Consider the following 26,470-nt stretch of genomic DNA (forward strand, 5'->3'; position numbering starts at 1 on the left):
CGTTCCGACCGGGGCGGCGTGCACGGAACGTGGTATCGGGGGATCGCCATGCAGGTGTTGTTCTTGATCGTGCCGGTGTTCATCGCGTCGGTGGCGCTCTTCATGGCGGTGACCCTGACCCGCCGTTCGATGCAGGTCAGAAGGGCCTGGGCGAGCGGTCTGACCGCACAGGCCCGCTGTCTGCGTGCGTTCACCTCGACGAGGAGGGACAGCGACGGCCACCGGAGCACCACACAGCACCACGTCTACGAGTTCACGGCCGGTGACGGACGCCCCGTCAGGTTCGAGGAGGCCAACGGGCCCGCGACCACCGTGCAGGGCGATGCCGTGACGGTGTACTACACCGCCGACCGCCCCGACCGTGCCACGGCGCACGCCCCGGCCCCGGTGCGGGCCGCGGCGGGCATGGTGTTCCTGCTGGGCTTCCTCGGTCTCGTCGTCGCCTTCTGCGTCTTCTTCGTTGTCGTCGCCGCCGAGATGCCCTTCTGACCCGAGGCCCCCGCGGACGCCGTCTTCCACATACTCTTCCCGGTCCTCATCACCGTCGTGATCCAGTACGGCTGATCTGCCGCCGGGTCTCCCCTTCTGACGATGCGTCAATTATGGTGCCCGGTCATGGGTCCCATGAGGCGTACCGTCGCGGAACTCGTACAGGAGCGTTGGGGCGACCACCGCCCCGGACTGTGGTGCGAGGACCAGGTCCTCAGTCATCACGAGGTTGCCGCGGGCGCCGCCGCCCGGGCCGCGTTCCTCGCCGATCTGCTGCCCAGGGGAGCGGAGCCGCACATCGGCGTACTCCTCGACAACACCCCGGAGTTCCCGCTCTGGCTGAGCGCCGCGGCCCTCGCGGGCGCCGCCGTCGCCGGCGTCAACCCGACCCGGCGCGGCCCCGAACTCGCCCGCGACATCCTCCACACCGACTGCCGCGTCCTCGTCACCGAGCGGTCTCATCTGCCGCTGCTCGACGGGCTCCGGCTCCCGGGCGTACGCATCCTGGTGACGGACTCCGACGCTTACGGTGAGCTGCTCGCACCGTACGAGGGAGTCAAGCCCGACCCCGCGCGTGCCACACCCGGAACCCGGATGCTGCTCTACTTCACCTCCGGCTCCACGGGCGCGCCCAAGGCCGCGATCTGCTCGCAGGGGCGCCTTGCTGCGGCCGGACAGTCGCTCGTCGGCCAGTTCGGCGTGCGCCGCGACGACGTCCACTACATCTGCATGCCGCTGTCCCACGGCAACGCGGTGATCGCCGACTGGGCGCCGGCCGTCGCGGCGGGCGCGGGCGTGGCGCTGCGGCGCCGGTTCTCGGCGTCCCGGTTCCTGGGCGACGTACGGGCGTACGGGGCCACGTACTTCACGTATGTCGGGCGGGCCGTGCAGTACATCCTGGCCACCGACGAGCGGCCCGACGACCGGGACAATCCGCTGCGGACGGGCTTCGGCACGGAGGCGGGGGCGGTGGACGCGGCGCGGTTCGCCGAGCGGTTCGGGGTGCGGCTCGTGGAGGGGTACGGGTCGTCCGAGGGCGGCGCCGCCATCCAGCGCTCGGCGGGGACACCGGCCGGGGCTATCGGGCGGGCGGCACCGGGGGACGACCTGGCCGTCGTCGACGCGGCCACCCGTCGTCAGTGCGCGCCCGCGGAGTTCGACGCGGACGGCCGCCTCCTCAACGGAGCCACCGCGATAGGGGAGTTGGTCAACCGGGGCCGCACGCACTTCGAGGGGTACTGGCGCAACGAGGACGCGCACGCACAGCGCGTACGGGACGGCTGGTACTGGACGGGGGATCTCTTCTACCGCGACCGCGAGGGGTTCCTGTACTTCGCGGGCCGCACCGACGACCGGCTCCGGGTCGACAGCGAGAACCTGGCGCCCGCGATGATCGAGAACATCCTCGCCCGGTACGAACACGCTGCCGCGGTCGCCGTGTACGGCGTGCCCGACCCGGTGGCCGGTGACCAGGTGATGGCGACGCTCGCCCTGCGCGGGACGGACCCGGCCGAACCCTTCGACCCGCTCGGCTTCGCCGAATTCCTGCTTTCCCAGGCCGACCTGGGGACCAAGATGGCGCCTCGCTTCGTCCGGATCGTGGGGCGGATGCCCGTCACCGCGACGAACAAGGTGCACCGGGTGGGGCTGCGCCGCGAGGGGTTCCGGTGCGCGGACCCCGTGTGGTGGCGGCCGCCGGGGGAGAGCGGGTACCGGAGTCTCACCGATGCCGACGTCACGGCGCTCTCGGAGGAGTACGCGGCACACGGGAGATCGGACCTGCTGGACCGCTGAGGCGGGTGCACCTTGGCGTGTGCCCCCTTGGGTCTGCTCAGGCGAAGGCCGCCGCGTTGCGGGCCGCCCACTGTGCGAACGTGCCGGGCTCGCGGCCGAGCACGGAGCGGACGTCCGGGCTCACCCGCTGCTCGGCGGGGCGCGGCGAGCCGAGGATGTCGAGCGTGCCGTCCACGACCGGCTCCGGCAGGAACCGCGTCATGAAGGCACGGGCCTGAGCGCGGCTCAGTTCGGTGAACCGCACCTCGGCGCCGATCGCCTCGCCCAGCGCCGCGGCCTGCTCACGCGGTGAGACCGCCACCGGTCCCGTCAACTCGTAGGCCCGGCCCGCGTGACCGTCCTCGCGCAGCGCGACGGACGCGACCGCCGCGATGTCCGCCGGGTCGACGACCGGCAGCGCCACATCGGCGAAGGGGGCGGCGACGGCGCGGCCGGCGCGGACGGAGTCGGCCCACGCGAAGGCGTTCGAGGCGAAACCGCCGGGGCGCAGCAGCGTCCAGTTCAGGCCCGACTGTCGCACGGCCTCCTCGAACGCGTGCAGCCTGGCGTGCGAGACGGCGTCGGGCCGCGTCACGGCTCCCTGCGAGGAGAGCAGGACAACGCGGCGTACACCGGCCGCCTTCGCCACGTCGAGCACGGCGGCCGGCGGCTCCCCGGCCTGGTGCAGCTCCGCCCCGATCAGCAGGAACAGCGCGTCGGCCCCCTCCAGCGCGGGCCGCAGGCTGTCCGCGTCGCCGACGTCCGCCTGTACGTGACGTACGGGCAGGTCGGGCGCGGGGCGGCGCGATACGGCGGTGACCTGCTCGCCCGCGGCGGTCAGGGCGGCGACGAGCGGACGGCCGACGTTCCCGGTGGCACCCGTGACAACGATCATCTTCAACTCCCTTGTAGTGAGGGGGTCTTGATGCCCCGCTCTGTTCTCGAAAGCTAGCATCCTGAGTAAAGTAGATACCTAGAGGAAAGTGACTTTCCGGGAGGGCTGTATGAGCGGCAGTGCAGGGCGGAAGGACGGGGGGCCCGCGCAGGCCTGCCCGATCTCGCCGGTTCTCGACATCGTCTTCAGCCGCTGGACCACGCCGATCCTGTGGGCGCTCAACGAGTACGGCACCCAGCGCTTCGTGCAGCTCCAGCGCGCCATCGGCACCATCACGCCGAAGGTGCTCACGCAGCGCCTTCGGCAGATGGAGCGCGACGGACTCGTCGTGCGCACGTACTACCCGGAGGTGCCGCCGCGGGTCGAGTACGAGATCAGCGACCTGGGCCGCAGCCTCGCCCCGCTGTTCGCGACGCTGGCCGAGTGGTCGTCCGGGCATCTGCCCCTGGTCGAGGAGGCGCGGGAGAGGTTCGACGCGGGGGACTCGGTGGGGCCGTCCCCGACTGCTGGTGGGCCCGCCCGGTGACCTCCCTCGCCGCCTCCCTGCGCGGTCCCTCCTACCTGCGCGGCAGCGCCCCGTGGCGTGCCGCCGGATGTCTCGCGGGAGGGTGCCCACGGGAACGCGAGGTCCTCGCCCTGGTCGCCGAGGGCAGATCGAACGGAGCGATCGCCCGGGACCTGGTGGTGAGCGAGGCGGCCGTCGGCAAACACATCGGCAGCATCCTGGGCGCAAATAGCGATGGCCCCCCACTTTCGTGGAGGGCCATCACTGTGTCGGTGCGCCGCCAGGGACTCGAACCCCGGACCCGCTGATTAAGAGTCAGCTGCTCTAACCAACTGAGCTAGCGGCGCCTGCTGACTCGAAAATAATACCTGGTTCTGAGGGGTGCTTCTGACACACCCGGGCCGGCGCCTAGATCGCCAGGGAGAGCAGGACCGGGGCCGCTCCGCGGTTCAGTGTGTTGGCCGCGTGGTGGAGGCGGTGGGCGTGCTCGACGGGGAGTGAGAGGGCCAGTGCGCCCACCGAGGAGCCGGCCGTGAGCGGGACGGCGGCGCACACCGTGCCCACCGCGTACTCCTGGAGGTCGAGGACCGGCACCGTCGCCGGCTGGGCGTCGAGCTTGGAGAGCAGGACGCGCTCGTTCGTGATCGTGCGCGAGGTCAGGCGGGCCATCTTGTGGCGGGAGAGGTGGTCGCGCCGCCCGTTGAGGTCGAGCTGGCCGAGGAGGCTCTTGCCGATCGCGCTGGCGTGCGCCGCGGAGCGGAAGTCCACCCACTCGTTGACCGCGGGGGTCGTGGGGCCCTGGGCGAGCTGGGTGATGCGGATCTCGCCGTCCACGTACCGGCTGAGATAGACCGCCGCGCCCACCGTCTCGCGCAGCCGGTCGAGGGTGTGCTGGAGGCTCCTGGTGAGCGCGTGCTCGCGGCCCTGCGCCGAGCCGAGGCTGGTCAGCGTCTCGCCCGTGACGTACGCGCCGTCGGAGGTCTGCTCCACGTACCCCTCGCGGCGCAGCATGCGCAGCAGCGGGGCGAGCCGGTCGGCGGGCAGTCCGGTCTCGTTGCCGAGCTCGTTGCCGGTGACTCCGACGCCGCGTCGTGCGACGGTTTCGAGCACACGAAGGGCGTGCTGCACCGACTGGTGCTGCGCGATCGGCTCGTGCTTCAGCGCCACGGCATCCCCCTGCAAGGACCGGTTCCGGACAGCTGGCCTCGGTCCACGATAGCTGCCAAGAGGCTTTTGTGGGGCGCCTGTTGGCGACTTTGGCGGCGCGCTCCGGGCCTGTCAGCAGGAGCGCGCCACCCTGGCATATGCCAAAGTCATGCCCCAGGTTCGGGACCTCGGGACTTAGCGGACCTCACCGCTCGTGGTCACAGAACTGCGCTGAGAAATTCCCGCGTCCGCTCGTGCTCCGGATCGCTGAAGATCTTCTCCGGCGGCCCCGACTCGATGACACGGCCCGCGTCGAACATCAGGACCTGGTCCGAGATGTCCCGGGCGAAATTCATCTCGTGGGTCACGCAGAGCATCGTGATGTCCGTGGTGTGCGCGATGTCGCGCAGCACGTCCAGGACGCCGGCGACGAGCTCCGGGTCGAGCGCGGAGGTGACCTCGTCGAGGAGCAGTACCTGCGGGCGCATCGCGAGGGCGCGGGCGATGGCGACGCGCTGCTGCTGGCCGCCGGAGAGCTGCGTCGGGTACGCGTCGCAGCGGTCGCCGAGACCCACCATGTCGAGCAGCTCGCGGGCGCGCTGCTCCGCCTCGTCCTTGGAGAGGCCGAGCACGGTGACCGGCGCCTCCATGATGTTGCGCAGGACCTTCATGTTCGGGAAGAGGTTGAACTGCTGGAAGACCATCCCGATGTTCTTGCGGACCTCGCGGATGTGCTTCTCGCCGGCCGGGACGAGCTTGCCGCCCCGCTCCTCGTGCGTGAGGAAGTCCCCGTTGACCTTGATCGTGCCCTCGTCGGGCTTGATCAGGGTCATCAGGAGTCGCAGGATCGTCGTCTTGCCGGAGCCGGACGGGCCGACCAGCGTGACGTGCTTGCCGGAGTCGACGGAGAAGTCGAGCTCGTCGAGGACGGTGTTCCCGCCGAAGCGCTTGACGACCTTGTCGAAGCGGATCAGCTCGCTGCCGTCCACCTTGGGGTTGGCCTGGTCTTTGGGGAGATTCGGGTCAGCGGACAAGACGTCGCTCCAGGGCTCGGAGGAGGAGGGAGGAGGGATAGGCGATGACGACGAAGGCGACACCCACGACCGTGAGGGCCTCCGTGTACTGGAAGGTCTGGGCCGCTTCCAGGCGGGACCGCTGCAGCAGTTCGAGCACGCCGATCCCGGCGAGCAGCGGGGTGTCCTTCAGCATCGCGATCACGTAGTTGCCGAGCGCGGGGATCACGCGGCGGATCGCCTGCGGCAGGATCACCGCCGTCCACGTCCTGCCGTACGGCAGGCTCAGCGCCCGTGCCGCCTCCCACTGGCCGACGGGCACGGCCTCGATGCCCGCCCGGTAGACCTGCGCGGTGTACGTCGAGTAGTGCAGGCCGATGGCGACGATGCCGGTGGTCAGGGCGGAGAACTGGATGCCCCATTCCGGCAGCACGAAGAACAGGAAGAAGAGCTGCACGAGCAGCGGGGTGTTGCGGATGAACTCGGTGACGACGCCCACCGGCCAGCGCACGAAGCGCGTCGGGGCGCGCAGAGCGAGCGCCCAGACCAGGCCGACGCTGAAGGAGATCAGCGAGCCGAGGACGAGAGCCTGAAGCGTGACGAGCACGCCGTCCCAGAAGTGCGGCATGAAGTCGGCGACGGCCGACCAGTCCCAGGTGCCGGAAGCGGTGGTGATCACGCGCCGCCACCTCCCGTGCTCGTGGGAACGGGTGCGGTTTCCGTCCTCTGACGGATGTTGAGCTTGCGCATGATGCCGATTCCCGGGTCAGGGCGCTGGCCGATGCCGGCCTTGGTCTTGCGCTCGAGCGCGCGCATCCCGCGCGTGAGCAGGAAGGCGATCACGAAGTAGATGACGAGGGTGATCGCGTAGATCTGCGCGCTCTCCTGGGTGGCGAGGCGCACCAGGTACGCGGCGAAGGAGACGTCGCCGATGCCGAGCAGCGACACCAGGGCGGTGCCCTTGAGGAGTTCGATCAGCAGGTTCGAGAACGGCGGGATCATCTCCGGCACGGCCTGCGGCAGCAAGATCAGCCGCATCCGCTGCCAGGGAGTGAAGCTCAGCGCGACCCCCGCCTCGCGCTGCGCGGGCGCCACCGCGCCCAGCGCGCCGCGCACCACCTCGGCGCCGTACGCGCCGTAGGACAGGCCGAGCGCCAGGACCGCGGCCCACATCGGGACCAGCGACCAGCCGGCGAGCTGCGGCAGCACGAAGAAGATCCAGAACATCAGGATCAGCGCCGACGTGCCGCGGAAGACCTCGGTGTAGAAGCCCGCGACGAAGCGCACGATCCACAGCCTGTGGGTGCGGGCCATGCCCACACCGAAGGCGACGACGGTCGCGAGGGCCGCGCTGTACACGGTCAGCTGGATCGTGACCCAGATGCCCGGAAGGACCCAGTGTTCCCACAGTCCCGCTGTCATTTGCACAGCTCCTCTGCGGTCAGCTTCGTCATCTCGGCCTGGGTGAAGCCGAACGGCCGCAGGATGCGGAAGAGTTCGCCGCTCGCCTTCATCTTGTGGATCTCCTTGTTGAAGGCGTCGCGCAGCTCCGTGTCGTTCGAGCGGAACGTGAATCCGCCGCCGTCGACGTGCTTCTTGCCTCCGACCAGGGGCGCGAACGGCTCGGTGTGCTCGGCCTTGCGGCTCTTCTTCGTCACCTCACGCGTGGTCAGTGCGGTGCCGGCGAACACGTCGATGCGCCCTGCCTCCACGGCGTTCAGGCCGGCGACCTGGTCCTGGAGGATGATGATGTCGCTCTCCTTGTAGCCCGCCTCGACCGCGTAGGCGATCTCCGCGTAGCCGGTGCCCGTGCCGAGCTTCGCCTTCGCCTTCACGCAGTCCGCGTAGTCGTGCAGGTTCTTCGGGTTGCCCTTGCGGACGATGAAGGAGTCCAGCATCTGGTACTCGGGGTCCGAGAAGATGACCTGCTGGCAGCGCTCCTTGTTGATGTACATCCCGGCCGACACCACGTCGAACTGCTGGGTCTGCAGGCCGGGTATCAGGGAGCTGAAGTCGGTGGCGACGGGCTGGACGTGGCCGACACCGAGCCGTTTGAAGATGACCTTGGCGAGTTCGACGGCCTCACCCGTGAACTTGCCGCTGTCGTCGATGTAGCCGTACGGCACCTCGCCCGCGATCCCGAGGCGGACCGTGCCCTGGCCTTGGAGCCGCGCGAGGGTGTCGCCGCCCGGTACGCGGCTGCAACCCGCGGCCCCGACGGCGCCGGCCGCGCCGAGAGCGGTGGCACCGATGAGCAGAGATCGTCGGCGTATGCCCTTTCTGTTGGCTTCTAGGCTTCGTGTTCCTTCTGTGACATTCCAAATAGGTGGAGCCATGGGCGCGCGGCTACCCGACCGGACACAACCTATGCGTATCAATTCAAGCCCCTGATGCGGGCGGGGCGCCCTTGGCCCAGGGGGGAGCATGGGGCTGAACTGGGCTCCGACGTCTATGACGTGAAATACGCGCGCTACGAGATCTACGCCCTTTTCCCGGCATTCGCGAACCGGGAGCCACCCCTGGAGAATCCGGCCATCACCCCCATTCCGGGGGACCTCTGCTCTTTCTCCTTTTCCGGTACGGAACCGGGGACCCAGGCATACGGCTGTCAATCCGGCGCCGAGCCGGGCGAGACCCTCGACTTCAGGTGAGCGCAGGCGCCGGAATCCCGGCGACCCCCGACTCGTACAAGCTGTGCGCGGCACGCAGGACCAGCGCGTCCGCGTGCCGCGCGCCCACGATCTGCAGCCCCACCGGCAGCCCGTCCGCGTCCACCCCCACCGGGACGGTCGCCGCGGGCTGCTGCGTCAGGTTGAACGGGTACGTGAACGGCGTCCACCCCGTCCAGCGCCGCAGCCCCGACCCCTTCGGCACCTCGGCGCCCGCCTCGAACGCAGTCAGCGGCAGCGTCGGCGTCACCAGCAGGTCGTACGTCGAGTGGAACCGGCCCATCCGCCGCCCGAGCTCCGCCCGCACGTCGACCGCCGCGAGATACGTGAGCGCGCTGTACCCGGACCCCTGCGCACAGATCTCGCGCAGGCCCGGATCGAGCAGAGCGCGCTGCGCGGGCGAGAGGTTCTGTGTCACCCGCGCCGCCCCGCTGAACCACAGCGTGTGGAACGCCTCCACCGGGTCCGTGATGTCCGGATCGGCCTCCTCGACGTACGCCCCGAGCCCCGCGAGCCCCTCAACGGCCTTGCGGACCGCCGCCGCGACCGCGGGCCGCACCGCGACCTGCCCGCCGAACGACGCTGAGAACGCGATGCGCAGTCCCCGCACCCCGCCGCTCAGCCCGTCGCGGAAACCGCCCTCCACCGGGCCGAGCTGCGACCAGTCACGCCAGTCCGCGCCGCTGATCACGTCCATCATCAGCGCCGCGTCGGCCACGTCCCGCGTCATCGGCCCCACGTGCGAGAGCGTCCCGAACGCGGACGCGGGATAGAGCGGCACCCGCCCGTACGTCGGCTTCAGACCGAAGATCCCGCAGAACGCCGCCGGGATCCGCACCGAGCCGCCGCCGTCCGTGCCGAGCGACAGCGGGCCCGCCCCGAGCGCCACCGCCGCCGCGCTGCCGCCGCTCGATCCGCCCGAGGTGCGCGAGAGGTCGTACGGATTGCGGGTCACGCCGGACAGCGGCGAGTCCGTGACGCCCTTCCAGCCGAACTCCGGCGTCGTCGTACGGCCTACGAACACCGCGCCGTGCTCGCGCAGCCGCGCCACCGACGGCGCGTCCTCCTCCCACGCGCCCTCGGCCCGCACCGTGCGCGAGCCGCGCAGCGTCGGCCCGCCGCGCATCAGGAGGATGTCCTTCACCGACACCGGGACCCCGTCCACCAGGCCCTGTGGCTCACCTCTGCGCCAGCGTTCCGCGCTCGCCCCGGCCTGCGCGAGGGCGGTCTCCACGTCGAGCCGCACGAAGGCGTTGACCGCGGGATCCACCTCCTCGATGCGGCGCAGGACGGCCCGCGTGGCATCGACGGGGCTGAACCCGCCCGTGCGGTAGCCGTCGACGAGCGCTTGCGCGCTCAGCTCGGTGAGCTCGGTCATCCGCTCTCCTCAGGTCGGTCCGGGAGTGCCGACCCGGGACCCTCGTGGATCAGTCCGCTCTGCCGGATCGGTCAGTGCCCGGGGACATACCCACGTTTCTTGTCGACCACGTTCGGAAGCGGCTTCCCGGACGCCCATTTCTCGTAGAACTCCACGAACTGGCGCGACAGTTCGTCCCGCCAGCCGACCGTGTCGCCGCTCATGTGCGGGGAGACGATCAGGCCGGGCGCCGTCCACAGCGCGCTGTCCCGCGGCAGCGGCTCGTGCTCGAAGACATCGAGCGCCGCGCCCGCGATCCACCGCTTGGCCAGCGCGTCCGCGAGATCGTCCTCGACCACGAGCTGTCCGCGGCCCACGTTGATGAAGCGGGCGGACGGCTGCATCATCCCCAAGAGGCGCGCGTCGAACATGCCGCGCGTGTCGTCGGTCAGCGGCGCCGCGCACACCACCCAGTCCGCGCGGGCCATCAGCCGCCCGAGGTCCGCCGGACCGTGCACTTGGGCCCGCGCGGTGCGCCCGACCAGCGCCGTCGTGACCCCGAGTGCCTTCAGCGTCGCGGCGATCGCCCGGCCGATCGGCCCTGAACCCACCACGCAGGCCCGGGTGCCCGAGACGCGCTGCGTCTCACGGTGGCGCCACTCGCGCTCGCCCTGGAGAGCGAGGGTGCGCGGCAGGTCCTTCGCCATGGCCAGGACGAGCGCGCCCACGTATTCGGCGATCGGCTGGTCGAAGACGCCGCGCGCGTTCGTCACGACCGTGTCCGACGCGGCGAGTTCCGGGCACATCAGCCGGTCGACGCCCGCGCTCGCGGTGTGCACCCAGCGCGGGCGGGGGCCCTCGCCCGGCCAGGCGCGGCGCACCGCGTCGGACAGGAAGTCCCAGACCAGCAGCACGTCGGCCGAGGGGAGTTGAGCGGCGAGCGTCGACTCGTCGGCGTGCACGACGCGCACCCGGCCCATGAGGCGGCCCAGGCGCGGCGGGGGGTCGTCGTCGAGCACCAGCAAGGTCACGTCAGACACGTTCGCTCCGGTCGTCGGGCCGCGCACTGGGGGGCATCGGGCCGGGAATCCGGCTGGTCGTCGAGCCGGTCATCGGACCGGTCATCGGCAGAAACCGTTTCGCAACGAAGGTCCGCTTCATTGGTAGGAAAAAGTGCGGATTGACCACGCTGGCACCCGAACCTACCTTCGTCAACAGAGGCACTTTTCCGTTGCCCTCGCCCTGTCCCGACGTCCCGGCCCGCCGGCCGGCTCTCCGCAGCATCGTCTCGAACGTCTCAAGAGACTTGGGGCCTGTCATGGACGTCTCCTTCCTCGGCGGACCACACCCGCAACGCGGTGTCGGTGTCGTCGCACCCTTCGACTTCGCCCTCGACCGCGAGCTGTGGCGCTGGGTTCCGGACGAGGTGTCACTGCACCTCACCCGTACCCCGTACGTGCCCGTCGAGGTCAGCCTCGACCTGGCCCGTCTGGTCAGTGAGCACGAGACCCTCGGCGAGGCGGTGCGCGCGCTGAGCGCCGCCGAACCCGAGGTTCTCGCGTACGCCTGTACGTCGGGCAGTTTCGTCGGCGGCATCGCGGGCGAACGCGCCATGTGCGAGGCGATGTTTCGATCCGGTGAACGTCCCTCCGTCACCACGTCGGGCGCGCTCCTCGAAGCGCTCACCGAGCTGGGCGCCCGCCGGATCGCCCTGGTCACCCCGTACACGCGCTCGGTGACCGAGTCGCTCGAGGAGTACCTGGCCGAGGCCGGCATCACCGTCACGGGCCGCGCCTTCCTCGGCCTGACCCGGCACATCTGGAAGGTGCCGTACCGGGACGTGGCCGACATGGCCAGGGGAGCCGCCCGCCAGGACGCCGACGCGCTGTTCATCAGCTGCACGAACCTGCCGACGTACGACGTCATCCCGCAGCTGGAGGCCGAGCTGCGGATCCCGGTGATCTCAGCCAATCAGGTCACGGTGTGGGCAGCGCTGCGCAGGCTGGGTACCCGTGCCGTGGGGCCGTATCAGGCGCTGCTGGACGAGTCGGCGCGGCACTGGCCGGCCCGCGAGCTGCCGCAGCTGCCGCAGGAACCGGCCGGTGAGCTGCCGGAAGAACAGGAAGGGTGGGCATGACCGCAGTCGGATTTCTCTACCCGGGACACTCGGCCGAGGACGACTATCCGCGAATCGAAATGCTGATCGACAGCGATGTGAGGCTGCCGGTCGTCCACACGGACATCGGTGAGGACGCGCACCGTGTCGACGCGCTGATCGAGATGGGCTCCCCGCAGCGGCTCGCCGCCGGTGTCGAGGAGCTGCGCCTGTCCGGCGCCGAGGCGGTCGTCTGGGCGTGCACCAGCGGCAGCTTCGTCCGGGGCTGGGAGGGCGCGCACGAACAGGTGCGGGACCTGGCCAGGGCCGCGGGCCTGCCCGCCTCCAGCACGTCGTTCGCGTTCGCCCACGCCGTACCGGAGGTCGGCGCGCGCAGCGTCGCGATCGCGGCGACGTACCCGGAGGACGTGGCGGAGCACTTCCGCACGTTCCTGAAGGCGGGCGGCATCGAGGTCGTCTCGGTGCGCGGCAGCGGCATCGTCACGGCGGCCGAGGTCGGCACCTGGGGGTGGCCGGAGGTCAGGGCGATGGCCGCGGCGGGCGATCACCAGGACGCGCAGGCGCTGCTCCTGCCGGACACGGCCCTGCACACGGCGGCCTACGTCCGTGACCTGGAGCGGGAGCTGGGCAAGCCGGTCCTGACGGCCAACCAGGTCACCGTGTGGGAGGCGCTGCGGCTTGCGGGGCGGCGGGTGAACGCGCCGGCGCTCGGCGCGCTCTTCACGAAGGAGCCGCTGGTGCAGGTCTGAGTGGTTGTCCGGCGTCCGGATCAAGGGGTCCGGAATAAACCGGAGCCATCCTCCGTTAAGTACCGGCGCAGACAGCATCGTACTTACAGGAGGACTCAGTGGCCGGAAACGACGAGATCCGGGCAACCGCCCAGGGCACCGCCCCCGTGCCCCTTTCGGTCCTCGATCTGGTGACCGTCGGCGCCGGCCGCACCGCCACCGACGCCCTCCGCACCAGCGTGAAGATCGCCAAGCTGGCCGAGAACCGCGGCTTCAACCGCTACTGGGTCGCGGAACACCACTCCATGCCCGGAGTGGCGTCCTCGTCCCCGGCCGTGATCCTGGCCCATCTCGCCGCCCACACCGAGCGCATCCGCCTCGGTTCGGGCGGCGTCATGCTGCCCAACCACGCGCCCCTGGTCATCGCCGAGCAGTTCGGCACCCTGGAGGCGATGGCCCCGGGCCGTATCGACCTCGGCCTCGGCCGCGCCCCCGGCACCGACGGCGCGACGGCCGCCGCCCTGCGCCGCACGGACCGGCTCAACGAGGGCGCCGACGACTTCCCCCAGCAGCTCGCCGAGCTGACCCGCTTCCTCGACGACGACTTCCCGGACGGCCATCCCTACGCCCGCATCCACGCGGTCCCGGGCCCGGTCCAGGCGACGTCCCCCGGCGGCGTGCAGTCCCCGCACCGCCCGCCGATCTGGCTGCTCGGCTCCTCCGGCTTCAGCGCCCGCCTCGCCGGCGTCCTCGGCCTGCCCTTCGCGTTCGCGCACCACTTCTCCGCGCAGAACACGGTCCCGGCCCTCGACCTCTACCGCGAGTCCTTCAAGCCGTCGGCGGTGCTGTCCTCCCCGTACGCCCTCATCGGCGTCTCCGCGCTCGCCGCGGACGAGGAGAAGGAGGCCCGCCGCCAGGTCCTCGCGGCCGCCCTCAACATGGTCCGCCTGCGCACCGGCCGCCCCGGCCTCGTACCGACCCCCGAGGAGGCCGAGCGTCACGAATTCAGCGCGATGGAGCGGGAGTTCGTCGACAGCTGGAACTCGAACGTCATCCACGGCACCGCCGACGAGGTCCGCGCCGGCCTCGACGACCTCCACAAGCGCACCGGAGCCGACGAGCTGATGCTCACCGCCAACGCCCACACCGCCGAGATCCGCCTGCGCAGTTACGAACTCGTCGCCGACGCGTACGGGCTGCCGCGGCCCTGACCCGGCCGGGTGCCGCCTCGCACGGGGGGGAGGCGGCACCCCGCGTTCCTTCCCAACTCGCCGGGGAGCCGTCAGGAAGCCGTCAGCAGCGCGGAGATACGATCCGGCGCCACCGGGCGCGAATACAGCCAGCCCTGGCCCGTGTCGCAGCCGATCCGGCGCAGGCGCGCCGCCTGCGCCGCCGTCTCCACGCACTCGGCGGTGACCGTGAGGCCGAGCCGGTGCGCGAGCTGCACCATGGCCTCGACGATCACGGCGTCCGCGGGGGTCGCGTGCTCGCCCCCTTCGTCGTACTGGAATCCGTGCACGAACGAGCCGTCCAGCTTCAGGACCGACACCGGGAGCCTGCTCAGGTACGCGAGGTTCGAGTAGCCGGTGCCGAAGTCGTCGATGGCGATGTGCACACCCATGTCGCTGAGCGACTGCAGGGTCTGGAGGGGGCGGCCCGCCGAGCCCATCACCGCCGACTCGGTCAGCTCCAGCTGCAGGAGTTCCGGGGCGAGTCCGGTCTCCGCGAGGACCTCGGCGACATCCGCCACCAGGTCCGAGTCCCACACCTGACGCACCGCCACGTTCACGCTCACATAGACCGGCGGAGTCCGGGGGTGCTCCAGCTGCCAGCTGCGCGCCTGCCGGCACGCCGTACGCAGGATCCACCGGCCCAGCTGCACGATCGAGCCGTCCTCCTCGGCCAGTCCGATGAACCGATTCGGCGTGAGCATTCCGAACTGGGGGTGATCCCAGCGCACGAGCGCCTCGACGCCGCGCAGCACCCCGTCACCCAGATTCACCAGCGGCTGGTACTCGAGGACGAACTCGCCGCGCTCCACCGCGGGGCGCAGGCTCGACGACAGGGCCTGCCGGGTCATCCGGTGCGCGTTGCGCTCCGGGTCGAAGAGCGTCCAGCGCGCCTTGCCGTCGGCCTTCGCCCAGTACAGCGTGGTGTCCGCGGCCTGCATCAGGCACGTCGCCGTCGTGCCCTCCATGCGCCGCTCCACGACCCCGATCGAGGCCGACACGGCGAGCCGTTGCCCCGACAGGTCGAACGGTTCCTGGATCGCCCGGAGCACCGATTCGGCGAGCGCCGAGAGCTGTTCCGTGCCGGCCGAGTCCTCGACGAGCAGCGCGAACTCGTCGCCGCCGAGCCGCGCGACCAGCGGGGCCGCCGCCCCGCGGCTGCAGCCGATCCGGTCGGCGCAGCGCGTGAGGCGCTCGGCGACGGCGGTGAGCAGCCGGTCCCCGACGCCGTGCCCGAGCGAGTCGTTGACCGCCTTGAACCCGTCGAGGTCGAGATAACACAGCCCGATCCGTCCGCTGCCCGCCCCGTCGTACGCGCCCGCCTCCAGCGCGGCGGAGAGCCGCTCGAAGAACAGCGTGCGGTTCGGCAGCCGGGTCACCGGGTCGTGCATCTGCAAGTGCCGCAGCCGCGCCTGGAGTTCACGGCGGGCGCTGATGTCGGTGAGGGAGAGCAGCACCGTACGGCCGCCCGGCACCGGCGAGACGGTGACCTGGACCCACACGGAGTGCCCGTCGGGGTGCTTGATCCTGCGGGTGCACGCCAGCCGCGCCTGCCGCCCGCGCAGCACCTCGCGGTACGTGTGCCAGGTGCGGGAGTCGGACGCCAGGTCCACGAGCTCCGCCGCCGGGTGCCCGGTGAGCCCGCCGGGGTCCTCCACGCCGAGCATCGCGGCGAGCGCGGCGTTGGCGGTGACCACCTGGCCCTGGCGGTCCACGACGGCCAGGGCGAGGGGTGCGGCGAGGAAGGCCGAGAGGTAGGGGGCGGGCGGGGACGCCGGCGGGGGAGGGGGGCCGGCGCCGAGCGCCTCGTGGGCCCGGGCGTCCTGGCCCGCGCGTACGGAGTCGGGGGCGGGGGCGTGCGAGGGCGCAGCCACCGCTGCGGAACTCTCCGTGACGGCGCGGCGGGTGGAGTCGGGTGCCGCGTCGGCCGCGGTCGTCGGCCCTTCGGACATTCCGCTCACCGCTCGCTCCCGCAGTGCAGTCGTTCCGGGGGTCCGGGAGGGTTGCTCCCGGGTCATCACAGCCTGGGTGGCGAACGGCCTTCGCAGCCGGGCCCGCGCAGGAAAGTGTGCCGATCATAGAGGCAGCCCCGAGGCGCGAGCCAGCCTTGCCCGCCCGATCCGCCGGTTCGGCGGCATCCCGGGGCAGCAGGCAGATCGTTTCTGCTCGCGCCCGGCACAGCTTCTGGCCTCCCGCGATCACGCGTGACGTTCTGTGACCGCCCGGGGTGTCGCCTCCTCACCCGGCCGGGCCAGATAAACAGGGCGTAGTACTACAAATCACCACACTCTGGGTTGGGTGTCCCGCTTTCCCGATCCGGAGGTCGACTTGCCGCGTCCGCTGCCACCCGGGGGAGTGGAGAGACCGCGCCTGCGCTCCGTCGGTGCGGCCCTCACCGCGCTCACCGCCATGGTCGCCACGTCCCTGGTCGCGGGTCCCGCGATTTCCGCTCCCTACGCGGGTCCCTGCACGCTGGAGCGCACGTCGGCCCACCACTCGGAGGGCCTCGACACCTGGAACAAGGCCTATCCGCGCCCGGTCAGGACCCTCAACGCGGTGATGGTCTTCCTCTCCTTCCCCGACGCCCGGCCGACGACGACCCCCAAGGAGCTCGCGGCCGACTACTTCCCCGCCACCAGCGACTTCTACGACCGGGCCTCCTACGGGAAGTTCCACCTGGTCCCGCACCCGCAGCGCCGCTGGCTCCGCATGCCGCACCCCTCGACCTCGTACGCCATAGAGCGCGACTGGGACGCCGCGCACCGCGGCGCCTATCTGCGCGACGCCCTCGCCACGGCCGACCGGCACACCGACTTCAGGAAGTTCGACGTCGTCTACTTCATCGCCGACCCCGACGCCCCGGGCGTCGACTCGGACGCCACGAAGGTCGTCAACTTCGACAAGCCGATGCGGGCCGACGGCAAGGACATCAAGCGCATCGTCACCGTCTTCGAGCAGCACCCGCCCGACCGCAACGTCCTCGCCCACGAGACGGGCCACGTCTTCGACCTGCCGGACCTCTACCATCGGCCGACCGACGGCAAGGGTGACTGGGACACGTACGTCGGTGACTGGGACGTCATGGGCAGTCAGTTCGGGCTCGCGCCCGACTTCCTCGGCTGGCACAAGTGGAAGCTGGGGTGGCTGGACCGGCGGCAGGTGGTGTGCGTGACCAGCAGCCGGCGGGTCACCCTCGAACCCCTGACGGCCGCGCCCGCGCGGCCGGGCGCGGCGCCCGGAACCAATGGGGCGCCGTTCGGCGCGGGCTACGGGACGAAGCTGGCCGTCGTGCGCACCGGGGAGGACAGCGCGATCGCCCTGGAGGCCCGCAGCGCCGACGGCAACGACGCGGCGACGTGCTCCGAGGGCATCCTCGTCTACCGGGTGCGCAGCGAGACCGCCTCCGGCAGCGGCCCGGTCGAGGTGCTCGACGCACACCCCGACACGGATGCGTGCTTCGGCGACTCGGTGTACCCGGCGCTCGCGGACGCACCGGTACGGGTGGGCGAGAGCTACAGGGTGCCGGGCGAAAACGTACGGATCAAGGTCGAGGGGCGCACGCGGTCGGGGTCCTGGACGGTGAAGGTGGGTGTGGGCAAGGGCTGAAACGTTCCCGGGGGGTAATCCCCGGACCCCCAGCCGCCTTCGCTGTGTCGGTCCGGTCCGGCAAATAGCGAAGGCCCCCCACTTTCGTGGAGGGCCATCGCCGTGTCTGTGCGCCGCCAGGGACTCGAACCCCGGACCCGCTGATTAAGAGTCAGCTGCTCTAACCAACTGAGCTAGCGGCGCCTGCTGACGTCGTAGACCTTAGCATCCTGATCCCGGCCAGGAAAAATCGATATCCGCACGGAAGGTTTGGCGCTCGCGCGGGCCGCGCGGACGCAGGCCCAGAGCAGTACCTCGGGTCCCGGCAGCCATGGGTGGCGGGTGTCGGGGGCGACCACCCAGCGCGAGTCGGCGCGTGGTCCCCCGGCGTGGTCGGCGCCCCCGACAGGCGGCGGGACGGTCACCGCGTCGCCGCTTCCGTGGCACAGCAGCGGCGGCACCGACGGGCCCCACTCCTCCCACTCCAGGAGCGAGGGCAGCCGGTGAGCGGTGCCGGGGGCCGCGAACAGGAGCATGCGCCCGCGGTGCGCGGCGACCGGGCCGGAGCCGGGGCCGTCCTCCCAGAGTGCGTCCAACATCCGGCGCCCGAACATCGACGGCACGTTCACCACGTCGAAGGCGGTACCGCAGGGCAGCACCACGGGGGCGTCCGGCCGTGACTCCCAGAACGCGAGGGTGCTGCGCGGATACGTTCCCGCCGAGGCCAGCCACGCGGCGCCCTCCCGGGTGGCGCCCGCGATGTCGAATCGGTCGGACCGGGTCGGCTGGCCGGCGCTGCTCTGGGAGTGTGTGGCGCTCATGCCACTTACATCTACCGGCCGTGAGCGCGCGACTTCCCAGGGTTGCCAGAAATGGGGACAGGAGGGGGCGGGGTGGAGTATCTTGTCCCCTGGCATATGCCAAACGATCTTTACGGGTGCGGTTGCATCGCTACCGCGTTCCGCTAAGGCCGGTTCTCGGCCGGCCCGCGCATCAGGTCGCGGCCGAACTCGACCATCTTCTTCGCGTAGTCCTCGGTCCACTGCGCCCGCTCGGCGATCGCCGCGGGCGTCAGGCGGTCGAAGCGGCGCGGGTCGGCGAGCTGGGCCGCCGCCAGGGCCTGGAACTCCACGGACCGGTCGGCCGCGGCGCGGAACGCAAGCGCCAGCTCCGTCGCGCGGGCGAGCAGCTCGCGCGGGTCCTCGATCGCCTCCAGGTCGAAGAAGTGCTCCGGGTCCGCGGCGGCCTCGGCCGGCTCGAAGAGCAGCGGGGCCGGACGCATCCGCCTCTCGGTACGGGCCCGCTCGGGCTCGGCCATGATGTTCCTCCTCATACGGTGTGCAGCCCCACGTCGCCGCCGGGGCCACTTTCTATTCTCCGCAGGCCCGCAAGAGCGCCCTCCCACCTCAAGGCATCCACCCCACCCGGTGTTCCGCGAGGCGGGCCAGTACCGCGTGATGTGCCTCCCAGCCGTCCGGGAATTTCACCGTCACGCCGAGTTGGACCGGTTCCGTCGAGGGGTGGTCGTCCAGCAGGTCGGGGACGCCCGCGCGGCAGACCACGATGCACGCGTGGCGGTGGCGGGACGCCAGGACGCACAGGCGGCCGGTCTCCAGGTGGAACGCCGTCGCGTCGGGGCGGCCCGAGAGCGGGTGCAGGACGACCGTGACGTCGAACTCGCGGCCCTGCAGCCGGTTCGCCGTGTCCACGGTGACGTCCGTGACGCCGAGGTCCGCGAGCGCCGAGCGCACCGCCGCGGCCTGGTCGCGATGCGCCGTGCCGACCGCGATGCGGTCCGCCGTGAGGGGGGACGGGTCGGGACCGCGCTCCGAGACCGTGGCCCCGCCGCGGTCCAGCAGGCGCCGGACGACCTGGGCCAGGGCCCGTACGGCCTCGGGGTCGGTGCGGGGCGTGTGCCTCGCCGGGAGTTCGAGCAGGCCCCAGCCCGACTCCGCCGCCTCGTCGATCACCCGGTCCGGGCCCGAGCCGTCGGAGGCGACCTCGAACCCCAGGCCGCGGTCGCCGTGGCCGGTGCCGCTGCGGAACGGCGTGTACGGGTAGAACGCGCCGGAGACCAGCGGCGCGGCGGACGCAGGCAGGCGCCAGGAGACCGGGAGCCGGTGCTGCGGCAGCTCGGGGTTGTGCGCCAGGAGCGTCGTCACGGCGGACGCCGACGGGTCGTACGACAGACCCGCCCACTGCTCGGACCCGACGATCGCGAACGGGTCCAACTGGCCCGGGTCGCCGACGAAAAGCGCCCGCTCGAACAGGCCCGCCACGGCGAGCAGCGCGTCCGAACGCATCTGGTACGCCTCGTCGACGATGGCGTGCTGCCAGGGGGCGATGTCCTTGACGTGCGCCCACTTCGCGGCCGTCGAGATGACGACCGGCAACGGCGCGAGATCACCGGCCTTGGTCGACTTGCGCACGTTCGCCAGGTCGTCGAGTGCCTTGTCGTACGGGTCGGGGTCGCTGCTGTGCAGGCGCCCGACGGGCAGCTCGGGGTTCTTCTCGGCGAGGCGCAGGACGAGGTCGTCGACCTGCGCGTTCGTCTGCGCGATGACCATCAACGGGCGGCCCGCCCCGGCCAGTTCGAGCGCGGCCCGGACCACGAGCGTCGACTTCCCGGCGCCGGGCGGGGAGTCCACGACGATGCCGCGGGCCGTGCCGTGCAGGGTGTCGCGGAGGATGGCGTCGGTGGCGCGGCCGGCCGCCGCCCCCGGGTCGAACGGGGCGTCGCCGCTCGTGCCGGAGCGGCCGAGCGCGTGCGGTGCGGCCGTCACAGCAGATCCTCCGTGGTCACGGCGTCCGGCGCCTCAGGCACCGGCACACCCGAACTGTCCCTACGCGGCGGGCCGCCGTGCGTCCACGGCGTCTCCTCCGGGTCCGGCAGCTTCGGACCGCCCCGCTGCTCGTGCTCGAAGAGCGTGAAGCACACCTGGTCACCCTTCTGAGGGACGGATCCCGGCTCCGGCTCCTTGCCGCGGCCCATCTTGTCCAGGACGCGCAGGACGACCCCGCCCCCGGCGTCGTACGACACGAACTCCGCGGCCTGAGGCTTGCCGTCGAGCGAGCGGTACACCTTCGTGCGCTCGCCGAGATGCGGCACGTCGTCGGTGCGGACGGTGATCAGGGGGCGCGGCCGGTTCTTCTCGTTGTACGCCGGGACCGACTCCGTCACCTCGCCCGCGAACGCCTCCCCGGTGAGCCGGCGGCCCGCCATGACCAGCGGGTCGTCGAGCGCCTCCTGCGCGTCCAGCCTGGCCTGCTCGCGCTCGCGCGTCGCCAGCTTGTTGGCCGCCGTCACCGCGTCGTCGCGGCGCGGCTGCGGGGGCTCGCCCGCGGCGACGCGGTCCCGGTGGCTGGTGAACGACCAGCGGTCGCGCGTCCAGCGCTCTGCGGCGCGCGGCCCCTCGGGGAGCGTGCACAGCGCGTCCAGGCCGCGCCACACCGCGTCCCACGTGGGCCGGGTGCGGCTCTCGACGAGCGCGTGGATGTCGCGCTCGGCCGCCGTCAGCGCGGCGAGCCTCGCGTCCGCCTCGATGCCGTCCTCGGCGGCGGCCAGCAGGGTGCGGGCCTTGTCGTAGCGCTCGATCGCGGGTGCAAGGAGCTTGTTGTCGAACGCGGGGTCGGTGGCCGGGCCCGCGGGCGGGCAGACGAGCTGGCCGTCCCTGTCCCGGGCCAGCTCGGCGCGGAGCGCGGCCTCGGCGCCCGACGTGCCCTCCGGGGCCTCGATCCAGGCGAGCAGCGCGCCCAGATGCTGGTCCTCCAGAGCGGACTGGCCCGTCGCCCAGTGCCGGGACAGCAGGTCCGTCATGGCGAGCAGGAGCGCGGAACCGGGAACTCTGGCCCGCTCCCCGAAGTGCGTCAGCCAGCGGCCGAGCAGCGGGACGTGCGGCGGGGCGGGATAGGGCGCCTCGGGCTCCTGCTCGGCGGTGCGGCGGAACCGCATCGAGCGCCCGAGCTGCCGCACGAACTCGATGCCGGACCGGCTCGGCAGGATCAGCTGGGGCGCGTCCGCGCACAGCTCGACCTCCACCTTGACCCGCTTTCCGGTCGTCGGGTCCGTCTCGGCGCGCTCGGCGGCCTCGACGTCGGCCGCGAACCCGTCGACGTACGGCAGGACGATCCCCGCCAGTTCGGCGAGGAACGCGAAGCGCAGGTCGCGGTCGCGGGGCTGGGGCACCACGAGGAGCCGGGGCGAGGTGCGCTCCGTGCCGACGAGCGCGCCGAGCGGGGCGCCCGCCTCACCGGCCGTGATGAGCGGGACCAGGACGAGGGGTCGCTGCGACAGATGGCGGTGCCGCACGGTCGCGACCGGCTGGGCGCGCCCGCTCTGCACGGCCTCGAGGCGGGCCAGATCGTTGATCAGCGGCATGCCGGCGCCGCCTCTGCGCGCGTGCCGAGCGCCTCGGACCGCAGCCGCGCCGCCCGGCGCAGCGCCGCGACCGCCGGGTCCAGCGGATCGCCGGAGTGGCCGTGGGCCGCCGAGAGGACCTCGTCGACCGTGGTCAGACCGCCCAGCTCGGCGCGCAGGCCGCGGCCGAGCGAGGTGACCGCGCCCTCCTCACGGGCCCGGTCGCGGCAGTGGAACGCCAGCTCGCACGCGGCCAGGCACTCCGGCGCGTACGTCGCGGGCACCGACTCGACCGCTTCCGTCAGTTCCTCAGCGGGCCGTGTGACGTCGAAGCAGGTGCCCTCGGGCAGCGCGTCCGCGATGTCCTCGATGCGGGTGAGCCGCTCCAGCTGCCGCCGCGTCACCGACAGCTGCTTGCGTACGTCGACGGCGGACGCCGCCGGAAGGTTGCTGAAGTCCTTGGGGCAGACGAGCAGGATCCGGTGCCTGACCTCGGGCGCTGGGTCCAGGTGCCCGGCGACCCGCTCCAGGGCCAGCACGTACACCGCGGCCTGGCGGGCCGCGGCGCCGACCTTCGCCGCGTCCGCGCTGCCGTCGATCACCGGGAAGGACTTGATCTCGACGACCGTCCACGTCCCGTCGGGGTGCACGACCACCGCGTCCGGTTCGAGGAAGGCCGGGGTGCCCGCGACGTCGAGCGCGAGCATCGGGTGCTCCAGGAACGTCCAGGCGCCGGAAGCGGCCGCTTCCACCGTCGCCTCACGCAGCGCGAGGGCCGTACGGGCCGTGCGGCCCTCGGGGCCGACCGCCGTCAGATCCGGCGTCCGTGCCTCGCCCGGCACCGGCTCGGGCCCGCCGCCCATGCGCTCGTGCACGAGCCGGAGCAGCTCCGCGCCCCCGTCGGCCTTGACCTTCGCCTCGAACGCGTTCCCCCGCATGAACGCGAACTGCGACTGGCCGAATCCGGACGGCGCCCCGAGCGCGTCCGCGAGCCGCGCCTTGTCGACGCCCGCCCCGTCGAGCAGCGCGCGCCGCTTGCACCCCGGGTTCGCGGCGAGCGCCGCCAGCGCCCGCGCGTCGAGCGCCCGTGGCGGTATGTCGGCGCCACGCAGCTCAGCCAACTGCTGCCGCAGCGCCGTCCCCCGCGTCGGAGGAGCGGGCACCCGGGCCGCCGCCCGGTCCTGCACTGACCTTGCGCTGTCGGGGAATTCGCTCACCCGCCGAAGTCTGGCACTCCCCACTGACAATCGAGGACGCCGCCGTGGAGGCCGGGGCGGGAGAGGTGCGGCCGGGCCGTGCGGAACCGGCCACGGGCGCGCTGCGCACCCGGGCCCGCATGAGGTCCGCGGCCCGCACCACGCGCCGGCTCACCAGGAATCCGAGGCCCATCACGGCGACCCCGGCGAGCGCGTCGAAGAAGTAGTGGTTCGCGGTGCCCATCACCACGAAGGTGGTGATCAGCGGGTAGGCGACACCGGCCGCCCTGACCAGCGGCGTACGGCCGTAGCGCCACAGCATGACCCCGCACCACATCGCCCAGCCGACGTGCAGGCTGGGCATCGCCGCGTACTGGTTGGTCATGCTGCCGAGCCCGCGCGGGGCGCTCGCCTGGCCGCCCCACCAGCCCCACGAGCTGTACTGGGCCATGGTGTCGACGAAGCCGTGGCCGGGGGACAACAGGCGCGGCGGGCAGGTCGGTACGAGGGTGAAGCCGATCAGGCCGATCAGGGTGGAGGTCATCAGCCAGGTCCGGGCGGCGCGGAAGTGGACGGCGCGGCTGCGGAAGAGCCAGATCAGGATGCCCGGAGTGACGAGGTAGTGCAGCGAGGCGTACCAGAAGTCGGCGGGGACACCGATCCAGGCCTCGGCGGTGAAGAGACGGTTCAGCGGGTGTTCGAGGTTGAGACGGAGTGCCTTCTCGGCCCGGAGTATCGCGAGGCCGTGCCCGACGGCGTGCGCCTCGTCCCCGCGCACCATGAGCCGGCCCGCCGAATAGGCGGCGTACACCAGCACGATCAGCGGCAGTTCGGTCCACCAGCGCAGCCGGTCGCCTGTCGCCGCAGTGGACGGTGTCTCGGTCTGCGACATCAGGCCGCTCCCCCTTAACTCCCTGTACGGCGGCCCGTGGCCACGTGGCTCACTTTACGGTGTATGTGTCCGCCTGGAAGGGGCGCCTCCGACCCACGAAGACGCAACGATCACCCGGGAGGTTGCCTGAATCCCGGGTGAGCGATGATGGAACGAGCGGGCGCGCCTAGCCTGACTTATCGGCACATGGCAGCCCTTTTCACCCGCCCTCGGAAAGGTCACCCATGGCATCGCGCATCCTGTTGGCCCGGCACGGACAGACGGAATGGTCACTGTCCGGGCGGCACACCGGCAGGACCGACATCCCCCTCCTCGAAGAGGGACGGCGCGGCGCGAAGCTCCTCGGCGAACGTCTGCACCGGTCGCCCCTCGACGGACTCCCCGGGGCCGAGGTGCGCACCAGCCCGCTCTCCCGCGCGCGCGAGACCTGCGACCTCGCCGGCTTCGGCGACCGGGCCACCGAGTGGGACACGCTCATGGAGTGGGACTACGGCGCGTACGAGGGGCTGACCCCCGCCCAGATCCAGGAGCGGCGCCCCGGCTGGTTCATCTGGCGCGACGGGGTCCCCGGGGGCGAGACCCTGGAGCAGATGACCGAGCGCGCCGACGAGGTCGTCGCCTGGGCCAGATCCGAGAACCGCGACGCCCTGGTCTTCGCGCACGGCCACATGCTGCGCTCCATCGGCGCGCGCTGGCTGGGCCTCCCGCTCGACTTCGCGGCCCGCATCCGCCTCAACCCGACGTCCCTGTCGGTCCTCGGCTGGGCCTACGGGGATCCGGCGATCGAGTCGTGGAACGACATCGGCCACCTCGCGGGCCACGAGGGTTAGGGCCCGGCAGGGCTCACACGGTGCGCGGCGCCGACGCGTGCTGCTCCAGGAACGCCGAGACGCCCGACGCCCTGCGGTGCGGAAGGAGCACGCGCGCGGTGGTCGCCAGCATCGACTGGATGCGCGACGACTGGACCTCGGTCAGCAGGTGCAGGACCCGCATCCCCGCGGACGCGGCCTCGTCGGGCTGGCCCGCGCGCGCCAGGTCGTCGGCCAGTTCCGCCGTGTACAGGGCGATGTTCCGGGTGAAGTGCGGGTCCTGGAGGGCGGCGGCGCGGTGCGCGTGCCGGGCGGCGCGGGTCCAGTCGCCGAGCGCCGAGTAGCACTGCGCCTCCAGGCCCTCCAGCTCGGCCTCGCCGTAGAACGTCATCCACTCCGGGTCGTCGTCCGACCGCCCGCGCGCGAAGAGGGCCTGCGCCCGGGCCAGCGCCCGCTCGCACCCCGTACGGTCCCCGAGCCCCGCCCAGCCGCCGGCCTCGCGCAGCGCGAGCAGCGAGAGCAGTCTTGGCGAGGCCAGCTGGGCCGCGACGCGCGTGGCCGCCTGCGCCGCCCGCACCGCCTCCCTCGGCCGCCCGGCGTCCCGCGCCAGGAACGCCGTGTTGCAGAACGCGTGCGCCTCAAGGGCCGGGTCGCCCGCCACGCGCGCGGTGGCCAGCGCCTCCGCGTAGTGCGAGCGCGCGTCGTCGAAGCGACCTGAGTCGTGCGCCAACCAGCCGACGGAGATGGCCAGTTCACCCGCCCCGGCCTGGAGCCGCTCGGCCGTGCCGGGCGCCGCCGTCCCCGCGTCGAGCAGCGCGAACGCCGTACGCAGCGGGGCCGCGGCCCTCCTGTAGAGCCCGTCGGCGCCGTGCCGGTCGTCGAGCAGCCGGATCCGGCGGATGGCCTCCTCGACCGCGCCGACACCGGCCTCGGGCGCCGCGCGCCCGCCGTGGCCCGCCGCGGCCGACTTCGCCGCGTGGGCTGCCGTGCCGTCGGCCGCGATGCCGAAGGGCGCCAGGGAGGCGATGGCCACGGTGGCCGTCCCTCCGGTCATGAATGCGCGACGCCGCACGTCGCTCTCCTCGTCGTGGTGCGGGTACTCGAACTCGGTGCGCGCGAGGGGTACGGGCTCCGCGGGGCGTGCCGCCCTGCCGCGTACGGCCGAGCGGGGCGTGAACCCCAGATCCGTGAGCGAACGGCCGGGGAACATGTGCAGGAACACCCGCTCGTACGCGTAGTTGGGACAGCGGATCTCGCCGGCCTCCACCCGCCCGATGTAGCGCGCGTCGCAGCTGACCCGCTCGCCGATCTCCCGGGCGGCGCGTCGCACCGCGGCCGCGAACTCGCCCGGAGAGCGCTGCCCACGCAGCCGCCTGAAGGCGAGATTCGGCCGTGGGGACTGCGCTGACGATGCCACCGGTGACGGCGTCATGACCGGGCCCTCTCGTGCGAACCGTGCCGGATCACCGGGGAGTTGGGTCTCTGTGAGCCCTGGTGCAACCCCTGTTCCGACGGGGCACGAAGGTACCTGCTGTAACGACTCCGACACACAGTGTTTAGCTACAAACGGGATATCTCACCCCGCATCCGCCATGAAGTGCCATCCTTTGCGGCGGCGTGCCGCCGTAGCTGTTGACGCTTACGGGCGTTGAACCTTGCGGGGCCGGAGCGGTCGCGTTCCGGTCGAGCAACCCGTACGCGAGAGCGAGGA

General features: G+C 72.0%; 25 protein-coding genes, 2 tRNA genes and 2 pseudogenes. 10 read left to right on the plus strand and 19 right to left on the minus strand.

Annotated features, from left to right (window positions below; all coding sequences use genetic code 11):
- Nucleotides 1-48: 48 nt before the first annotated feature.
- Both ACWIGU_RS12345 and ACWIGU_RS12350 read left to right on the plus strand, forming a co-directional pair.
- A complete protein-coding gene (locus ACWIGU_RS12345; protein WP_454399979.1) occupies nt 49-489 on the plus strand; it encodes a DUF3592 domain-containing protein in 441 nt (146 codons plus the stop codon).
- 126 nt (nt 490-615) lie between these two features.
- Nucleotides 616-2,283 carry an AMP-binding protein gene (locus tag ACWIGU_RS12350; protein WP_454399981.1) on the plus strand — a complete coding sequence of 556 codons (1,668 nt, stop codon included), beginning with the start codon at nt 616-618 and terminating at the stop codon, nt 2,281-2,283.
- Nucleotides 2,284-2,320: 37 nt separating this feature from the next.
- Here ACWIGU_RS12350 and ACWIGU_RS12355 read toward each other — a convergent pair whose 3' ends face one another.
- A complete protein-coding gene (locus tag ACWIGU_RS12355; protein WP_454399983.1) occupies nt 2,321-3,157 on the minus strand; it encodes an NAD(P)H-binding protein in 837 nt (278 codons plus the stop codon).
- 109 nt (nt 3,158-3,266) lie between these two features.
- On the opposite strand from ACWIGU_RS12355, the gene ACWIGU_RS12360 reads away from it, so the two are divergent.
- Together ACWIGU_RS12360 and ACWIGU_RS12365 are read left to right on the plus strand one after the other, a co-directional pair.
- Entirely contained in the window at nt 3,267-3,683 is a 417-nt protein-coding gene (locus ACWIGU_RS12360) for a winged helix-turn-helix transcriptional regulator (RefSeq protein WP_454399985.1), read from the plus strand.
- An 86-nt stretch (nt 3,684-3,769) separates the two neighbouring features.
- Nucleotides 3,770-3,970: pseudogene (locus tag ACWIGU_RS12365) on the plus strand (response regulator transcription factor); the annotation flags it as partial.
- Here ACWIGU_RS12365 and ACWIGU_RS12370 read toward each other — a convergent pair.
- The 6 genes from ACWIGU_RS12370 to ehuB all read right to left on the minus strand — a co-directional run bounded on the left by ACWIGU_RS12370 (nt 3,936) and on the right by ehuB (nt 8,157).
- Nucleotides 3,936-4,009: transfer RNA gene (locus tag ACWIGU_RS12370), tRNA-Lys, on the minus strand. The pseudogene ACWIGU_RS12365 and the gene ACWIGU_RS12370 overlap by 35 nt on opposite strands.
- A 61-nt stretch (nt 4,010-4,070) precedes the next feature.
- Nucleotides 4,071-4,829: an IclR family transcriptional regulator gene (locus ACWIGU_RS12375; RefSeq protein WP_454399987.1), complete on the minus strand. Its 759-nt coding sequence runs from the start codon at nt 4,827-4,829 to the stop codon at nt 4,071-4,073.
- Nucleotides 4,830-5,026: 197 nt separating this feature from the next.
- Nucleotides 5,027-5,842 carry an ectoine/hydroxyectoine ABC transporter ATP-binding protein EhuA gene (ehuA, locus tag ACWIGU_RS12380; RefSeq protein WP_454399989.1) on the minus strand — a complete coding sequence of 272 codons (816 nt, stop codon included), beginning with the start codon at nt 5,840-5,842 and terminating at the stop codon, nt 5,027-5,029.
- Entirely contained in the window at nt 5,832-6,449 is a 618-nt protein-coding gene (ehuD, locus tag ACWIGU_RS12385; RefSeq protein WP_454400545.1) for an ectoine/hydroxyectoine ABC transporter permease subunit EhuD, read from the minus strand. Before ehuD ends, ehuA begins: the two co-directional genes overlap by 11 nt.
- Before the next feature lie 47 nt (nt 6,450-6,496).
- Complete coding sequence (ehuC, locus tag ACWIGU_RS12390; protein ID WP_454399991.1) at nt 6,497-7,243, minus strand: ectoine/hydroxyectoine ABC transporter permease subunit EhuC; 747 nt, start codon at nt 7,241-7,243, stop codon at nt 6,497-6,499.
- Nucleotides 7,240-8,157 carry an ectoine/hydroxyectoine ABC transporter substrate-binding protein EhuB gene (gene ehuB / locus ACWIGU_RS12395; RefSeq protein ID WP_454399993.1) on the minus strand — a complete coding sequence of 306 codons (918 nt, stop codon included), beginning with the start codon at nt 8,155-8,157 and terminating at the stop codon, nt 7,240-7,242. Before ehuB ends, ehuC begins: the two co-directional genes overlap by 4 nt.
- Nucleotides 8,158-8,256: 99 nt before the next feature.
- On the opposite strand from ehuB, the pseudogene ACWIGU_RS12400 reads away from it, so the two are divergent.
- Nucleotides 8,257-8,460 (plus strand): annotated as a pseudogene (locus tag ACWIGU_RS12400) (DUF3830 family protein); the annotation flags it as partial.
- Nucleotides 8,461-8,464: 4 nt separating this feature from the next.
- On the opposite strand, the gene ACWIGU_RS12405 reads toward ACWIGU_RS12400, so the two are convergent.
- The 3 genes from ACWIGU_RS12405 to ACWIGU_RS12415 all read right to left on the minus strand — a co-directional run bounded on the left by ACWIGU_RS12405 (nt 8,465) and on the right by ACWIGU_RS12415 (nt 11,167).
- On the minus strand, nt 8,465-9,868 hold the full coding sequence (locus ACWIGU_RS12405; protein WP_454399995.1) for an amidase: 1,404 nt from the start codon (nt 9,866-9,868) through the stop codon (nt 8,465-8,467).
- Nucleotides 9,869-9,939: 71 nt separating this feature from the next.
- Nucleotides 9,940-10,827 carry a D-2-hydroxyacid dehydrogenase gene (locus tag ACWIGU_RS12410; RefSeq protein WP_454400547.1) on the minus strand — a complete coding sequence of 296 codons (888 nt, stop codon included), beginning with the start codon at nt 10,825-10,827 and terminating at the stop codon, nt 9,940-9,942.
- A 52-nt stretch (nt 10,828-10,879) separates the two neighbouring features.
- Nucleotides 10,880-11,167, minus strand: coding sequence for a hypothetical protein (locus ACWIGU_RS12415; RefSeq protein ID WP_454399997.1), 288 nt, complete (start codon nt 11,165-11,167; stop codon nt 10,880-10,882).
- Between ACWIGU_RS12415 and ACWIGU_RS12420 the strand changes: the two genes are divergently transcribed.
- The 3 genes from ACWIGU_RS12420 (at nt 11,166) to ACWIGU_RS12430 (ending at nt 13,902) form a co-directional block, all read left to right on the plus strand.
- Nucleotides 11,166-11,984, plus strand: a complete 819-nt coding sequence (locus ACWIGU_RS12420; RefSeq protein ID WP_454399999.1) for a maleate cis-trans isomerase family protein — start codon at nt 11,166-11,168, stop codon at nt 11,982-11,984. The two genes, ACWIGU_RS12415 and ACWIGU_RS12420, sit on opposite strands and share 2 nt — an antisense overlap.
- Entirely contained in the window at nt 11,981-12,712 is a 732-nt protein-coding gene (locus tag ACWIGU_RS12425) for a maleate cis-trans isomerase family protein (RefSeq protein ID WP_454400001.1), read from the plus strand. The genes ACWIGU_RS12420 and ACWIGU_RS12425 overlap by 4 nt, the downstream gene beginning before the upstream one ends.
- 98 nt (nt 12,713-12,810) lie before the next feature.
- Nucleotides 12,811-13,902: an LLM class flavin-dependent oxidoreductase gene (locus tag ACWIGU_RS12430; RefSeq protein WP_454400003.1), complete on the plus strand. Its 1,092-nt coding sequence runs from the start codon at nt 12,811-12,813 to the stop codon at nt 13,900-13,902.
- A 71-nt stretch (nt 13,903-13,973) separates the two neighbouring features.
- Here ACWIGU_RS12430 and ACWIGU_RS12435 read toward each other — a convergent pair whose 3' ends face one another.
- Nucleotides 13,974-15,872 (minus strand): putative bifunctional diguanylate cyclase/phosphodiesterase, encoded by a 1,899-nt coding sequence (locus ACWIGU_RS12435; protein ID WP_454400549.1) that lies wholly within the window; start codon nt 15,870-15,872, stop codon nt 13,974-13,976.
- 346 nt (nt 15,873-16,218) lie between these two features.
- Between ACWIGU_RS12435 and ACWIGU_RS12440 the strand changes: the two genes are divergently transcribed.
- The gene (locus tag ACWIGU_RS12440; RefSeq protein WP_454400005.1) at nt 16,219-17,526 is read left to right on the plus strand and encodes a M6 family metalloprotease domain-containing protein; all 1,308 of its coding nucleotides are present in this window, start codon (nt 16,219-16,221) and stop codon (nt 17,524-17,526) included.
- 109 nt (nt 17,527-17,635) lie between these two features.
- Here ACWIGU_RS12440 and ACWIGU_RS12445 read toward each other — a convergent pair.
- The 7 genes from ACWIGU_RS12445 to ACWIGU_RS12475 all read right to left on the minus strand — a co-directional run bounded on the left by ACWIGU_RS12445 (nt 17,636) and on the right by ACWIGU_RS12475 (nt 23,950).
- Nucleotides 17,636-17,709, minus strand: a tRNA-Lys gene (locus ACWIGU_RS12445).
- The gene (locus ACWIGU_RS12450; RefSeq protein ID WP_454400007.1) at nt 17,700-18,326 is read right to left on the minus strand and encodes a bifunctional DNA primase/polymerase; all 627 of its coding nucleotides are present in this window, start codon (nt 18,324-18,326) and stop codon (nt 17,700-17,702) included. Before ACWIGU_RS12450 ends, ACWIGU_RS12445 begins: the two co-directional genes overlap by 10 nt.
- Nucleotides 18,327-18,469: 143 nt before the next feature.
- Nucleotides 18,470-18,823 carry a hypothetical protein gene (locus ACWIGU_RS12455; RefSeq protein ID WP_454400009.1) on the minus strand — a complete coding sequence of 118 codons (354 nt, stop codon included), beginning with the start codon at nt 18,821-18,823 and terminating at the stop codon, nt 18,470-18,472.
- An 88-nt stretch (nt 18,824-18,911) separates the two neighbouring features.
- Complete coding sequence (locus ACWIGU_RS12460) at nt 18,912-20,288, minus strand: AAA domain-containing protein (protein WP_454400011.1); 1,377 nt, start codon at nt 20,286-20,288, stop codon at nt 18,912-18,914.
- The gene (locus tag ACWIGU_RS12465) at nt 20,285-21,883 is read right to left on the minus strand and encodes a hypothetical protein (RefSeq protein ID WP_454400013.1); all 1,599 of its coding nucleotides are present in this window, start codon (nt 21,881-21,883) and stop codon (nt 20,285-20,287) included. Before ACWIGU_RS12465 ends, ACWIGU_RS12460 begins: the two co-directional genes overlap by 4 nt.
- The gene (locus ACWIGU_RS12470; protein WP_454400551.1) at nt 21,874-23,025 is read right to left on the minus strand and encodes a hypothetical protein; all 1,152 of its coding nucleotides are present in this window, start codon (nt 23,023-23,025) and stop codon (nt 21,874-21,876) included. Before ACWIGU_RS12470 ends, ACWIGU_RS12465 begins: the two co-directional genes overlap by 10 nt.
- Nucleotides 22,976-23,950, minus strand: a complete 975-nt coding sequence (locus tag ACWIGU_RS12475) for a phosphatase PAP2 family protein (RefSeq protein WP_454400015.1) — start codon at nt 23,948-23,950, stop codon at nt 22,976-22,978. Before ACWIGU_RS12475 ends, ACWIGU_RS12470 begins: the two co-directional genes overlap by 50 nt.
- A gap of 224 nt (nt 23,951-24,174) precedes the next feature.
- On the opposite strand from ACWIGU_RS12475, the gene ACWIGU_RS12480 reads away from it, so the two are divergent.
- Complete coding sequence (locus tag ACWIGU_RS12480) at nt 24,175-24,780, plus strand: histidine phosphatase family protein (RefSeq protein ID WP_454400017.1); 606 nt, start codon at nt 24,175-24,177, stop codon at nt 24,778-24,780.
- 13 nt (nt 24,781-24,793) lie between these two features.
- Here ACWIGU_RS12480 and ACWIGU_RS12485 read toward each other — a convergent pair whose 3' ends face one another.
- The gene (locus ACWIGU_RS12485) at nt 24,794-26,191 is read right to left on the minus strand and encodes a tetratricopeptide repeat protein (protein ID WP_454400019.1); all 1,398 of its coding nucleotides are present in this window, start codon (nt 26,189-26,191) and stop codon (nt 24,794-24,796) included.
- Between the last annotated feature and the right edge of the window lie 279 nt (nt 26,192-26,470).

Source organism: Streptomyces sp. NPDC055400, assembly GCF_053644375.1.